The sequence below is a fragment of the Vibrio sp. 1641 genome (assembly GCF_033339995.1).
Classification (GTDB): Bacteria; Pseudomonadota; Gammaproteobacteria; order Enterobacterales; family Vibrionaceae; genus Vibrio; species Vibrio alginolyticus.
On the sequence record NZ_JAWOVP010000001.1, the window covers coordinates 253,688 to 267,720 of the forward strand.

Annotated in this window: 8 protein-coding genes; 3 read left to right on the plus strand and 5 right to left on the minus strand. The window is 45.8% G+C overall.

Going from position 1 to position 14,033, the window contains the following annotated elements; translation table 11 throughout:
• Positions 1-136 precede the first annotated feature (136 nt).
• The 5 genes from R7Z47_RS01135 to malT form a co-directional block, all read right to left on the minus strand.
• Positions 137-445, minus strand: coding sequence for a PTS transporter subunit EIIB (locus R7Z47_RS01135; protein WP_005384641.1), 309 nt, complete (start codon positions 443-445; stop codon positions 137-139).
• Positions 435-1,049, minus strand: a complete 615-nt coding sequence (locus R7Z47_RS01140; protein ID WP_025768642.1) for an SCO family protein — start codon at positions 1,047-1,049, stop codon at positions 435-437. The genes R7Z47_RS01135 and R7Z47_RS01140 overlap by 11 nt, the downstream gene beginning before the upstream one ends.
• A gap of 9 nt (positions 1,050-1,058) precedes the next feature.
• Positions 1,059-1,484, minus strand: coding sequence for a hypothetical protein (locus tag R7Z47_RS01145; RefSeq protein WP_025768641.1), 426 nt, complete (start codon positions 1,482-1,484; stop codon positions 1,059-1,061).
• Between the two features lie 244 nt (positions 1,485-1,728).
• Entirely contained in the window at positions 1,729-2,646 is a 918-nt protein-coding gene (locus R7Z47_RS01150; protein WP_017820124.1) for a DUF368 domain-containing protein, read from the minus strand.
• A gap of 578 nt (positions 2,647-3,224) precedes the next feature.
• Positions 3,225-5,933 (minus strand): HTH-type transcriptional regulator MalT, encoded by a 2,709-nt coding sequence (gene malT / locus R7Z47_RS01155; protein ID WP_170889944.1) that lies wholly within the window; start codon positions 5,931-5,933, stop codon positions 3,225-3,227.
• Positions 5,934-6,667: 734 nt separating this feature from the next.
• On the opposite strand from malT, the gene R7Z47_RS01160 reads away from it, so the two are divergent.
• The 3 genes from R7Z47_RS01160 to glgB all read left to right on the plus strand — a co-directional run bounded on the left by R7Z47_RS01160 (position 6,668) and on the right by glgB (position 13,895).
• Positions 6,668-9,121, plus strand: coding sequence for a glycogen/starch/alpha-glucan phosphorylase (locus R7Z47_RS01160; protein WP_005374836.1), 2,454 nt, complete (start codon positions 6,668-6,670; stop codon positions 9,119-9,121).
• A gap of 117 nt (positions 9,122-9,238) precedes the next feature.
• Positions 9,239-11,419 (plus strand): 4-alpha-glucanotransferase, encoded by a 2,181-nt coding sequence (malQ, locus tag R7Z47_RS01165; protein WP_005374838.1) that lies wholly within the window; start codon positions 9,239-9,241, stop codon positions 11,417-11,419.
• A 283-nt stretch (positions 11,420-11,702) separates the two neighbouring features.
• On the plus strand, positions 11,703-13,895 hold the full coding sequence (gene glgB, locus R7Z47_RS01170; RefSeq protein WP_262606634.1) for a 1,4-alpha-glucan branching protein GlgB: 2,193 nt from the start codon (positions 11,703-11,705) through the stop codon (positions 13,893-13,895).
• The last annotated feature ends 138 nt before the right edge of the window (positions 13,896-14,033 follow it).

Here is a 14,033-nt window from a genome sequence, read left to right on the forward strand (position 1 = left end):
CCCTTGCGATGCCCAGTTAGTGTTATTCAATACAATCATCTTGTGTCCTCTTCGTTGGTTAATAAATAAGTGAGTTAATTAAGCCAAAAGAGTATAGCTGCCCTTTTTTAAAGAGGGTAGCTATACTGCAAAAATATTAACTTTGTTTTGTGATGCGCTCTTCCATAATCTGCGAATACGTGTTGGCTTTTAAGCCGTATATGATTTGGACATGACGATCATCCAATATCACGACGCCATGCGCGCCATGATTTTTGAGTGCGTTCTTATCGATGACGGACGTCGCTCTGAGGGTAAGACGCAGCCGAGTCGCACATGCACCAGTTTCTAGCAGGTTCTCTATGCCCCCAATGGCGTCAATGATCGTATCGACGTCTTGTTCGACATTGGGGTTGGTATGAGTTAGGAAATTGAAAAATTGCTTCAGCACTGACTTAACCGTCATTTGAAGAGCCTTCGGTCGTTAGTTTTGAAATGGCTTCAACAATCGGTGCCGGCGAGAGCGTATGCGGTACTTTAGTGATTAACGTGCCATCCGGCTTCAAGAAGTAAAAGTAAGAGCTATGATCCAGCGTGTACTTTAGTTCCGAGCCTTCCAATTCTGTCTTGCGGAAAATGACACCATAGTTGTGTGCCAAAGGTGTCGTTACATCAAGTGGTGCCGATAGGCCTTCAATCATTGGATGGAAGTAATGGGCATATTTTGCTGATGCATCGGCCTCATCACGCTCTGGGTCTAAAGAAATGAACATCGGGCGTAGTTGTGCTTTTTGCGCGTCATCAATTTGATTCAGTGCTCCTGCCAACATTGCAAGAGAAGTTGGGCAAACGTCTGGGCAGCGAGTAAAGCCAAAATAGACGACTCGGATGCGAGGGTCATTCACATCGAAGATATTGACGGCTTGGCTATTTTCCCCAAACAATACCGTTTGTTGAGAGGTGGAACTGTCCACTAGCTCTGGCTTCGTGTTCTGATTATCTAAATAGCTCTTTACGCCAAACCCGAGTGCGAAAGCAGCTACGAGAAATAGGGACCAATTGCGGCTCATAACGATTCCTTATCTTTGCATTTTTATAGCAGGGTAAACGGTATTCTCTCCATCACTGAGTTCACCAACCCAAGTCATTGCATCCTCCGTGCAAACCGGGAGAATGATGTCACCTTGATATTGGCCAGGAGCGATTTGCTTCAGCAAAAACTTAGGCTCACCCATCTCCATTTCTCTTCCTGAAAGACTTAGGATGAGTTGCTTAGCATCGCTTGTATGCCACTCAACATTTAGAGTGGTAGGAACCAAGGGTTGAGCAGTTTCTGAGTTTAGCGTCATCGTAACATTTTCTTGGACGCAAGAGGTTGTAGAGAGAAAGCAGTATTCATCTATTGACTTGCTTTGAGTGGAAGAAGAAAAGCTTTTTATTAGAGTCGGGGCATAAAATCCCGCAACTAATGCGGCTGAAACAGCGGCGATTTGTAACAGTTTCATTAAGGTTCAGCATTTATCACTTAACATTACGAGCATCGTAGCACAGATGCGCCGCTCGCCAACTCGTGACCTCGGTAAATTGTGCGTTATACCTCGGTGACCAGCTTCTTAGTAATGCGACGGACTTTATTGCATCAAATACAGCAGAGTTTTCAATTGAGATGTTTTTGCCCTTAGCCAATAGATAAAAACGGAGCCAATTGGCTCCGTTTTTATTTGGTTCAGTATGTGTTTGATACCAAAGTTATTTATCTGAATCTGCGAATTTCTCTAGACCCAAAACCAGAGCAATGGCTGCAAGCATCATTACGACAGCAAGTACTAACTGAGAAGGTTGTGATGTCACGTGTTCAAATTCAAATGGTGATAGGTTGTGCTGTAGCAATGGCACTTGTTCGCCCTTCGAATTGGTGCGCCAAGTGATGGTTTCTTTCCATGGCCAAATCTTTGGCAACGTACCAATCATTAATCCAGTCAAAAACATCAGGGTGAAATCACGGAACTTGCGTAGTAACCACGACAATAAGTGAGAGAAGGACAGTAAACCGATCACGCAGCCAGACAAAAATAGCGCTAATGTATCGACTTGAAAACCTTTCACTGCGGCTAATACAGGAGCATACATGCCAATCAGCAGCAAAATAAAACTGCCAGAGATACCCGGCAAGATCATCGCACAAATCGCGATAGCTCCAGCGAATAAGGTGTTAATGGCCGTTGGTTCCATGTGTAAAGGTTTGAGCACAGTAATACTATAAGCAAACCCGACACCAACGAGCAGAATGACAAAGCGGACAAGATCGCGTTGCTCAACCTGACGAATAATGTGATACACAGAGACCAAAATTAGACCAAAGAAAAATGACCAAAGTGGGATCGGGTGTGTGTCAAGAAGCCAAGTAATCAACTTTGCTAGCGTTGCAATACTGGTGAAAATGCCGGCAAACAGAGCGATTAGGAAGAATCCGTTGATGTGATTAAACGCGGCTTTAAACCCTTCTTTTCGCCAGATAGAGAAAAGTGAGGGGTTAATGCGTCGAATGCTTTCAAGCAGCGTATCGTAAATACCAGTGATAAACGCGATGGTGCCGCCAGATACACCAGGTACAACATCTGCTGCACCCATGGCGATTCCCTTGAAGAAAGTAATTAAGTAGTTCATTGCTCTAATGCTAAGTCGTTTCGATGGCAGAGAGTATACAAACATTGCGATGAAAAAAGTATGAAATAGTGCTGTAACTACTTGGTTTTATATCCAATCTATTGCCTATCTTTATTACCCGCCAAGAGACAATGCCGCCGTAACGAGCTTTTAATGCTTGGTTTACATTTTTGAGATGATTAACTCTACTATCAATTATCAATCTTGGTTGCATTATGCAATTGCAATTTGCATTATAAAATTGCATTTTGATAATTTGCGCATGAATAAATCCAGCTTATATGAGATCTTGTGCCCAAAAATAAGTCTTTGCATTTTGGCATGATTAATGCATAATACTGCTCGACCCTTCTTAAGCCGAGGGTCACCTAGCCAACTGACGTTGTTAGTGAATACAATTTGTTCACACTAAATATAAGCCAATCGCGATTATTGCGGTTGGCTATTTTTTTATATGAACAACGTTACTTACGTGCTTTGCAAATTGCACTTCTCTTTCTGTCAGTCATAAAAAAGGGCTGACGTGTTACGTCAACCCTTGTGTTTTACTTTACGTTTTAACCCGTTTATCTAGCAGTTCAGTATCCCATTAACTGTAGCAAATTTTCAGCTGTCACAATGGCTTCTTTACGATTAGCAATATTAAGCTTTTGGTACAGGTTGCGAATGTGGGTTTTAATTGTCGTACCTGCCACATCCAGCTCTTGTGCGATTTGCTCGTTACTAAAGCCTGAATAAATCAGCCCCAGAACCTGCCATTCGCGTTGTGTTAATGGGCTAGTACGTACTAGCTCTGGCACATTAGGGTGATTCACCAACTTTTCAATAAAGTCTTCATCAAAGTGAATCGACCGGCTACGTTGATTCGATGAAATGTCCTTCATTAACTGTTGAGCACGGTGACGCTCAAGATCGCCCAGTTCATGGCGGAGGCTCAACTTCTCCAGCAGACCGCCAATGGTTGCACCATCAATCAGGAAGTTTCCGACCATGCCAGTTTGGTTCGTCATTACTAATGCTTCTTTTAACAGAGCCTTGGCTTGCTCCTCATCTTTTTGGCGAGCAGAAAGGACCGCTTCAACCACTAAGTTGCGATTAGTATCTGTGATTAGGTTAGTGCGACGAGCTTCACCTTGGAGAAAATCTAACGCAGTACGAGCGTCGGTATATTGGCCTAAGTTAATGTGGGCGCGAGCAATGTTACGCCATTGCAATTGAGAAAAGTGGTTGCATGCCGATTCAGGACGAACCGCAGTGTTGAGCCATTCTTGCATTGCATCGGTATTCCCGCGCGCTTGCCAAAATAGAATCAACGATAGTGAAGCGTTTGCAGTCCAATCTACGTGATAAGTCGACTGTTTCATCAAGTGCTGTATATGCTCAATGAATTTACCTGCTTTGTCTAATTCACCGCGTCCAATCGCAATACGCGCCAACATCGAATAGCTATGTAAATGCTTGCTTGGTGAATGGTTTTCGAGAATTTGCAGACCTTTGTACGCGCATTCTTCCGCTTCATCAAGTCGGTTCCAGCACCAAAGTACTTGCGCGCGAATACGCAGCAAAAATTCATGAAGAGGAACATGCTGAAGCTGCTGATCTTCAATCAGACGGAATGCGGAATCTTGTAGTTCAAAGGCAGCTTGCACGTAACCTTGTGCAATTAAAATCTCGCTTTGCTGCAATATTGCCCATAACGCTTGGTGATATACCTGATACTGACGAGCTAGCTTTTCAGTTTGTTGCATCATCGGCAAAGCACGGTCTAGTTTACCTAGCACGTGGTTAACTTCACCAACAACCGAAGTCGCCACAATTCGGCTACGGTAAATTGTGTTATCAAGTTGGCTAAGCGCTAACTCCGCTAATTCGAGAGCTTTTTCTGGTTGGTTACTGTTGATAGCCACTTGAGCAAGCAACGCGTTTGCTTGACCTTGATAATGAATATCTAACGCAATGTTACGCTTTTTGTGTTCCTCTTCCGCTTCTTCAAGCAGGTGGCCCACTTGGTTATAACGATGCTGACTTTGAGCCAACCATGCTCGGAGCATCGTAAGTTTTGGGTGGCTGAACAACAGATCATCGTCCAACTTGTTAATTGAGCTTTCCAGTGTGCTGAGTTCGCCTTGGTTAAACATCTTCCAGCCGAATTCGTTTAGGATCTCTACCACTAAGTCCTTATCATTCGATTTTTGTGCATGATGAATCGCTTGGTGTGGTGCTTTTTGTTGTAACCAAGCGATAGCAGCATTGCGGTGGAGATCTTTTTCTTGCTGAGGAATGCGAGCTTGGCGCTCATGAGATAAAAACTCGCCAAATAAGTTATGGAACCGGAACCAGTTCTGTTCCCCTTCGAGCGGGTAAATGAATAAGCCGTAACGGTTAAGCGATTCAATCATTCCCAGTGCATCTTCGCGTTGGGTAAGGGCAAACACTAACTCATCATTGAAGTGGTCAAGCACGGATACTTGCATTAAAAAGTGACGAGTTTCGTGATCGAGTAAGTCAAACACTTCTTCGACCAAGTAATCCCACAAGTGCGCGTGATTGAACTGCGATACCGACTCTACAGTTTGTGCCAATGTGCGGTTTTGATGTTGGGCTTGTAATGCGATCAACTGCATCGCCGATGGCCAACCTTCAACATAGGTTCTTAGGCTGTTCGCCATGTCTTCATCAATACCATCGGCGATACGCTGGTTAAAGAAGCGAGTGGTTTCTTCGGTATCAAACGCCAACATCTCGTTGCCGATTTCGATCATTAAATCACGAACACGTAAGTTTGCAGTGCCCAGAGGCGGCGCTGCACGACTGGTTACCACAACGGTGAGGTTGTCTGGCATGTGCTTTAAGAAGAAACGCATGGATTCATGGATTTCATCATTCGTGATTAAATGGTAGTCATCAAGTACCACGTAGCACTCTTGATGAAAGTCAGCCATTTCAGCGAATACTTCGCTAAATAGGGAGCGTAAAGACGAGATCTGACGTTTTTCCGCCAGTTTTTGTGCGTTAGCGCAACTGACGTTGGTGGCTTTGTTTAATGCTTGAAGCAGATAGTTTACAAAGCGAAAGCCGTCGTTATCGCTGTCATCAATGCTGTACCAACCGACGTTTGGCTTATCGGATAGCCACTGCGCTGCCATTGTCGTTTTTCCGTAACCTGCTGGGGATCGGAATAAAACCAATTTGTAGTAAGGCGCTTGCTGTAGTAAGTCCAACACTCGTGGGCGCACGATGGCATTGTGCAGGCGTCCTGGTCGAGTAAGCTTAGATGGAATCCACATTAGTAGTTATGTCCTTATTTATGTATACCCAAATGACTGCAACGTGATCATTCTAGTAAAGCCCCCTTGAAAGCCGTCTTACTGAATGATGTCATCAGCATCAAAAACACTGTTTGAATGCCGGATAATGTCGCTACTGTTGGGGCTTGCGTCCGTCTGAAAAACCATTCCATACGGTCACTTAGATATAAAAGCTAGCGAAAACTAGAAATAACTCACATCGCCTAATTCTAGTTTGTATAAAAAGCGTACAATCCTGTGAGCTGAGTGGGATGTTACGACATCAGAAATGTTCGTTACTTTGATCCACTTCCTAATTCTCAAGGGTTGATGGATTTACCATCAACTACGCCCTTTATTTGTGATTGTCGTCACTTAAATATCATTTGTTTCGTTAGCGTTAAGATCGCGTTGCACATAGATTACGAAAAGTTCTTCTACGCTGACCGAGTTAATGTGACCGATATTACAATTTTCACATCATCAGATGAGTGGACTATAAAAAGCGTCATGAACGGGTTTTAACCTTTCTCACATTCCATTGTGATCAAAATCACTAAGAACTGGTGCAAAGTTCACTTTGTTGAGATTTGGATCACTAACCTAGCAATGGTACCCCCTCTACGCCCTCAGCCCTCCTCCTTCAAAGGATGAGAATTAGGAGGATGTTTATTCACAGAGGTAAATGCACGATGTATGGCAGATGAATTACCAAAAGACGTGAGAATTTCGTAATGAAACCTACTCAACAAAAACAATTTGACAAGAAGTCGTTCCAAGAAAGCGTAAAGAAACACCTATCTGTAACTTACGCTCATACGATTGAAAACGCAGACAGCCGCGCATGGTACCTAGCAATGGGGCATGCTCTGGCTGAATTTACTACTCTAGATTTGCTTGCGACAGAAGAAGATCCACGCATTAAAAGTGCGAAGAGCGTTAACTACCTTTCGCTAGAATTCCTTATCGGTCGTTTGACTGGTAACAACCTAATCAGCATGGGTCTGTATGAACAAGTAACAGAAGCAATGGCTGAACTGGGTTACAACCTAACTGATCTGCTAGAAGAAGAGCGCGACCCATCATTGGGTAATGGTGGCCTTGGTCGTCTGGCTGCGTGTTTCATGGATTCATGTGCGGCACAAGAATTCCCAACTGTCGGCTATGGTTTACATTACGAATACGGTCTATTTAAACAGTCATTCAAAGATGGTCGCCAGCAAGAAGCACCTGACGCTTGGCGCGGTGTAGAAGGCTACCCTTGGGAAATTGCGCGTCCAGAACTTGCGCAAGAGATCGGTTTCTACGGTCACGTTGAAGTGATTAACGAGAACGGTAAAGAAGTTCGCAAATGGGTACCAGGCATGACAGTAAGAGCAATGCCTTGGGATCTTCCAATTGTGGGTTACGAATCAGACACGGTTTACCCGCTACGTCTTTGGGAATGTCAGGCGATTGCACCATTCTCACTAGCAAGCTTTAACAATGGTGATTACTTCGAAGCTCAGCACGCACTGATCGACGCAGGTAACATCACTAAAGTGCTTTACCCGAACGACAACCACGAGAAAGGTAAAACACTGCGTCTAATGCAGCAGTACTTCCACTCAGCTGCGTCTGTACGTGACATCCTACGTCGCCACGAAGCTGCGGGCTACTCGCTAGCGGATCTACCTAAGCAAGAGACTATCCAGCTTAACGATACGCACCCAACGATTGCGATTCCTGAACTAATGCGCATCCTGATGGATGAAAAAGGTTTAGCTTGGGAAGCGGCTTGGGAAATCAGCTCTAAGACATTTGCGTACACCAACCACACGCTACTTCCAGAAGCACTAGAGACATGGCCAGAGTCGCTAATCCAGCACCTGCTACCACGTCATATGGAGATCATTTACGAGATCAACCACCGCTTTCTACAAGACGTACGTGCAATGTGGCCGGGTGATGTCGCGAAGCAACAGAAGCTTTCTATCATCGAAGAAGGTTTCCACCGCATGGTTCGCATGGCAAACCTATGTGTAATCGGCTCTTACGCAGTAAACGGTGTAGCAGCACTTCACTCTGAATTGGTTAAGAAAGACCTATTCCCAGAGTTCCACGAAATGTACCCGACACGTCTACACAACGTAACGAACGGTATTACGCCACGTCGCTGGTTGAAGTTCTGTAACCCAGGTCTGTCTCAGCTTATCACTGAGAAAGTCGGCCCAGAATGGCCAGCGAAACTAGAGCAACTTGAAGGTATTGCGAAGTACGCTACTGACGCGACATTCCAAAAAGAATTCATGGCAGTGAAGAAAGAGAACAAAGAACGCCTAGCAACTTGGGTGAAAGAGAACATGGGTATCGAGCTCGATACTAATGCAATCTTCGATGTTCAAATCAAGCGTCTGCACGAGTACAAACGTCAGCATCTAGACTTGCTACACGTACTGTCTCTGTACCACCGTATTCTTAATGAACCAGGTTTTGAGTGTACGCCACGCGTTGTGTTCTTCGCAGCAAAAGCAGCACCGGGTTACCACCTAGCGAAAGAAATCATCTTCGCAATCAACAAGATTGCAGACAAGGTGAACAACGATCCTCGCATCGGTAACAAGCTGAAAGTGGTATTCATCCCTGACTACCGCGTGAGCATGGCTGAAATCATTATCCCTGCGGCTGACGTTTCTCAACAAATCTCGCTAGCGGGTAAAGAAGCATCAGGTACAGGTAACATGAAGATGGCGCTAAACGGTGCGCTAACTATCGGTACAATGGATGGTGCAAACGTTGAGATTCGTGAGGAAGTAGGCGATGAGAACATCTATATCTTCGGTCTAGATGTTGAAGGTGTGAAAGCGCTGAAAGCTCAAGGTTACAACCCATTTGATTACTACAATGCGGATCACTTACTCAAAGCGTCAATGGACTTGCTATTGGGTGAAGAGTTCACACCAGGTCAACCAGGCTTACTGCGTGCAACGTATGACAGCCTACTAGACGGCGGTGACCCGTACTTATGTCTTGCGGACTTTGCATCTTACGTGAAAGCGCACGAAGACATGAGCGAACAATATAAAGATCAAGCTGGCTGGGCGAAGAAGGCCATTCTTAATACCGCCCTTGTTGGCAAGTTCACGTCAGACCGCTCAATCCGCGACTACGTGAACAATATCTGGAAACTTGAAGCGGTGAAACGCTAATAGAACCTAGTTAAGACCAAGGTAGCCAAGCGCTACCTTTGGTCATTTTCCAAAAGAAGTTATTGATAACAATAAAACCCTACATGGAAGGTGTTGGTATTACCTTCGGAGAAAGCGATGAAAGAACAAACAGCATTAAAGAAAGTCGCGGAAATGGCGAGATTGGCTGATAGCTATGTCAGTGCTTGGGGAGATGAGGCTAAAGTGTCTGAGGAGACGCTACGCCGCTTGCTCGCTTCGCTTGGCTACGATACTAGCAGTGATGAAAAACTACTGGCTTCTGCTGAAAAGAAACATAAAAAAGACGTACTAGCCCCTGTTCTTGTTTTACGCGACGGCGAACCAGTCGAAGTGGAACTAAACCTAGGTACGAGTGCTCGTGAGAGTGAATTCAGCTGGCGTTTAGAAACAGAACAAGGAGAGGTACTTGAAGGCTATCTTCAGTCCCAAATTGTTCGTGATGAGCGTGCTGAGGGTGGCCCTCTAGTGTTTGCATTGCCAAAGAACTTGGCTTGGGGTTATCACAAACTGATCATCAGTCGTAAGCGTCGTAAAACACCTTACGAGATGTCATTGATCATTACGCCGAAAGCGTGTTTCAAACAAGACGATCTAAACCAACACAAAAAGCTATGGGGTCCTAGTATCCAGCTTTACACACTGCGTACTCAGCATAACTGGGGCATCGGTGATTTTGGCGACCTAAAACAACTGGTGAGTGATATTGCCTCTCGTGGCGGTGACTTCATTGGCTTGAACCCTATTCACTCGCTGTTCCCTGCGAATCCAGAAGGGGCAAGCCCATACAGCCCGTCTTCTCGTCGTTGGTTGAACATCATGTACATCGACGTAAGCTCTGTACCTGAATTCGCGCTAAGTGCAGAAGCACAACAGCGAGTGGGTAGTGCAGAGTTCCAACAACGTCTACAAAAAGCGCGAGACTCTCATTGGGTGAATTACACCGAAGTTTCGCAACTAAAAATGAGCGTTCTTCCGCTGCTATTCAGTGAGTTTAAAGCTCGCCATTTAGACAAGAACACCGATCGCGCTCGTGCCTTCTTGGACTTTGTTGAAAAAGGCGGCGACAGCTTGCTACACCAAGCTGCATTCGATGCACTTCATGCTGATTTACATGCAGAAGATGCAAACATGTGGGGCTGGCCAGTATTCCCTGAGAAATACCGCACATTCGACGCAGCTGGTACTCAGAAGTACATTAAGGACAACCAAGATCGTGTTCACTTGTACATGTACCTGCAATGGATCGCAGACGATCAAATCAAAGAAGCGCAAGCGCTAGCCGAAGAAAAAGGCATGGCTGTGGGTTTGTACCGTGACCTTGCGGTTGGTGTTGCAGATTCAGGCAGCGAAACATGGGCTGACGAAGGCGCGCTAGTATTGGATGCAAGCATCGGTGCGCCACCAGATGTACTTGGTCCACTAGGCCAAAACTGGGGTCTGCCTCCGCTTAACCCTCAGGTTTTAGAAGCGACTGGCTACGACGCTTACATCAAATTGCTACGTGCTAACATGAAGCATTGTGGTGCATTGCGTATCGACCACGTACTTGGCCTGCTTCGCCTTTGGTGGATTCCAAAAGGCGAGAAAGCGACAGAAGGCGCATACCTGTACTACCCAGTTGAAGACATGCTAGCAATCCTAGCGTTGGAATCTCACCGCCATCAGTGTTCTGTAATCGGTGAAGACTTGGGTACTGTACCTGATGAAATCGTTGATATCCTTCGTGACGCCGGTGTTCACTCGTACAAAGTATTCTTCTTCGAAACATCAAAAGACGATGGTGGCTTTATTTCTCCGAAGCACTACGCTGAGCAATCTATGGCTGCGCTGTGTACGCACGATATGCCAACACTACGCGGTTTCTGGCACTGTGATGACTTGAAGATGGGGCGTGAGATTGGTCTGTACCCTGATGAACAGCAATTGGAAGGCCTATTCGCTGACCGCTTGAAGTGCAAACAAGGCATTCTAGACAGCGTTCGCTGGCATGGCTATTTGCCAGAAGGCATTGGTCATGATGCTCAGTACGTGCCAATGGATTCATACCTAAGCGAAGCGCTGCAACTGCACGTAGCCGCGGGTGACTCTGCACTGCTTAGCGTTCAGCTTGAAGACTGGCTAGAAATGGATCAACCGGTCAATATTCCTGGTACGGTGGATGAGTATCCAAACTGGCGTCGTAAATTGTCGATGAACCTAGATGAAATCTTCAGCCGTGAAGATGTGAATCGTATTTCTAAACGCCTTACTGAAGTTCGTGCACAGGCGAGTAAGTAAGATGCCTAGAGTGGCGTAGATGGACGAGCTGATTACCAATTTTGTTAGCTCAGAGGTACGAAAGTTCCGTCTAGGTCACTCATTCCTAAAACACAATCCGTTAGGATGAAGTACCGTTATTATGCCCGCGACAATAGCGGGCATTTTTGTATTTTGACGCCGTTTACGCAACGAATGTGAGAAGCGGAGTCTTTTTGTGAGTTCACAACGTTGGCTGTGGAGAAACCGATGTTTGATTCAGATCTCTGGTCTTGAAAAGGATGTTGGCTCTAGGGAGAAAGATTTGAAAACCACCAAAACCAAGAAAATAAAGAAACAACACGAACGCGCATACGAACTGCTTGCTGAGGCGGCTTACTCAGATCCATTTGCGGCGCTGGGTCCTTTCATTGACGACGAAGCTTCGCTGAGAGTTTGGATGCCGGGCGCAAACAAGGTTGAACTGCTTGTTAATGGTGAACCTCGCGTGGCGCTTGAGCGTGATGGCGACAGCGGTTTCATCTTAAAAGAGCAACGCGATTTACACCTGACTCACTACCGTTTGGCAGTTGATTGGAATGGTGTTGAACAAATTATTGATGATCCGTATCAGTACCACAATATTTACCAAGAATACGAGCATCTGCATACGCCAAAAGATATGTATCACTACATGGGCGCGCACTTTGTCACGCTAGAACGTGGCGGTGAAAACATCTCTGGTGTGCGTTTCCTTGTTTATGCACCACATGCATCTGCTGTTAGCCTTGTGGGTTGCTTCAACCAATGGGATGGCCGTCGTCATCCAATGCAACGCCTAGACTACGGTATCTGGGGCCTATTCATTCCTGGCTTAGAAGAAGGCGTTCAGTACAAATTTGAGCTCAAAGGGCCAAATGGGGAAGGGCTGCCACACAAACAAGACCCTTGGGGTTTCTACTCTGAGCAATACCCATCGTTCGCATCCATTACTTACGATCACAAGCGTTACCAATGGCAAGATGCGAAATGGCAAAATCGCGCAGTGACACAAAAGCGTGATGAAGCGTTATCGTTTTACGAGCTGCATGCTGGATCATGGAAGCGCGACGAGAAAGGTGATTTCCTGAACTACCGTGAACTCGCGGAGCAGTTGGTGCCATACCTTGTGGATATGGGCTACACCCACGTTGAGCTGATGCCTGTGTCTGAGCATCCATTCTATGGTTCATGGGGCTATCAACCTGTTGGCTTGTTTGCACCAACTAGCCGTTTTGGCTCACCTGATGATTTCAAATTCTTCGTGGATACGTGTCACCAAGCTGGTATCGGTGTAGTGCTGGATTGGGTTCCTGCGCACTTCCCATCGGATGATCATGGTTTAGCGAACTTTGATGGTACGCCTCTGTTCCATGATCCAGATCCTCGTCGCGGTTGGCACCAAGATTGGAACTCCTACATTTACGATTTAGGCCGTGAACATGTACGTCGCTTCCTTGTCTCGAATGCGCTGTACTGGTTTGAACAATTCCATATTGATGGCATTCGCGTGGACGCCGTCGCGTCGATGCTCTATCTCGATTATTCACGTAGCCACGATCAGTGGGTCCCGAACGTTGATGGTGGCAACGAAAACTACGACGCAATCGCAACCTTAAAATGGATGAACGAAGAAGTGTACAAGCACTTCCCGAATGCGATGACGATTGCGGAAGAGTCAACGGCGTTTCCGGGGGTGTCTGCGCCAACCTTTATGGGTGGTTTAGGTTTTGGCTTCAAGTGGAATATGGGGTGGATGCACGACAGTCTTTCATACATCAAAGAAGATCCTGTTCACCGCAAATACCACCACAATACCATCACCTTCCCGCTGGTTTATGCGCACAGCGAAAACTACGTCTTGTCTCTCTCTCACGATGAGGTGGTGTACGGAAAAGGCTCTATCCATAACAAGATGCCAGGTGATGAATGGCAGCAAACCGCAAACCTACGAGCATACTACGGTTATATGTATGGTCAACCGGGCAAAAAGCTGAACTTTATGGGCGCGGAAATTGGCCAAACGGCGGAGTGGAACCACGATGATCAGTTGCAATGGTTCTTACTGGAATATGAGCGTCATCAAGGTGTCCAAAAGCTGATGCGAGATTTGAACCACTTGTACCGAAATGAAGCGGCGATGCACGATCAAGATTGTGTTCCTGCTGGTTTTGAGTGGCGTCTACAAGACGAAGCGGATGCGAGTATCCTAGCGCACGAGCGTATCAGTAAAGAAAGTGAGCGTATTCTCATCATCACCAACTTTACGCCCGTACCACACGAGCGTTTCCGTTTAGGCGTTCCAAATGCAGGTCAATACGAACTACTGCTGAACACGGACGACAGCAAATACGGCGGCAGCGATTTTAAAGTGCTAACCAGTGTGAAAACGGAAAAAGTCGAAAGTGAATCACTGCCTCAATCACTTGAGCTTCGTTTACCACCACTTTCAACCGTGTTCTACAAGCTGAATAAATAATTCAGTCTAATCAAATTCTAAGCCCGTTTTACAATGTAAATCGGGCTTTTTTTGACCTATTTTTTACCTCGAAAACTTGTTGTTCCTGATTGAATCAGGCAAGCTCGCTGGTTTGTTTATCATCAATCGCTAATGCAT